We start from the raw sequence: 567 nt of genomic DNA, 5'->3' as shown, positions 1-567 counted from the left end.
GCCGACGAGGTGCAGACCGGCCTCGGCCGCACCGGCGACTTCTACGCCTACCAGCACGAGGACGGCGTCGAGCCGGACCTGGTGTGCGTGGCCAAGGCCCTGTCCGGCGGCTACGTGCCGGTGAGCGCGACCATCGGCAAGGACTGGATCTTCAAGAAGGTCTACTCCTCGATCGACCGCGTGCTGGTCCACTCGGCGAGCTTCGGATCCAACGCACAGGCCATGGCGGCGGGCCTGGCCGTGCTGTCGGTCATGGAGAACGAGCAGATCGTGGCCAACGCACGGGCCACGGGCGAGCTGCTGAAGTCCCGGCTGGCGGCGCTGGTCGACCGCTACGAACTGCTCGCCGACGTCCGCGGCCGGGGCCTGATGATCGGCATCGAGTTCGGCCGGCCGAAGTCGCTGAAGCTGCGCGGCCGGTGGACCATGCTCCAGGCGGCCCGCAAGGGCCTGTTCGCACAGATGGTGGTCGTGCCGCTGCTCCAGCGGCACCGGATCCTGACCCAGGTCTCCGGCGACCACCTGGAGGTCATCAAACTGATCCCGCCCCTGGTCATCGGGGAGGCG

At 69.3% G+C, this 567-nt stretch carries 1 protein-coding gene; it reads left to right on the top strand.

What is annotated here, in order from left to right:
* The coding region (locus tag BZY54_RS48645; RefSeq protein WP_143668475.1) for an aminotransferase class III-fold pyridoxal phosphate-dependent enzyme at positions 1-567 on the top strand (567 nt) is incomplete at both ends.

The sequence above is a fragment of the Streptomyces carpinensis genome (assembly GCF_002154505.1).
In the GTDB taxonomy this organism is placed as follows: Bacteria; Actinomycetota; Actinomycetes; order Streptomycetales; family Streptomycetaceae; genus Streptomyces; species Streptomyces carpinensis.
Note: the sequence above shows the minus strand (reverse complement) of the source record. Positions and strands in the feature narration are given on the sequence as shown.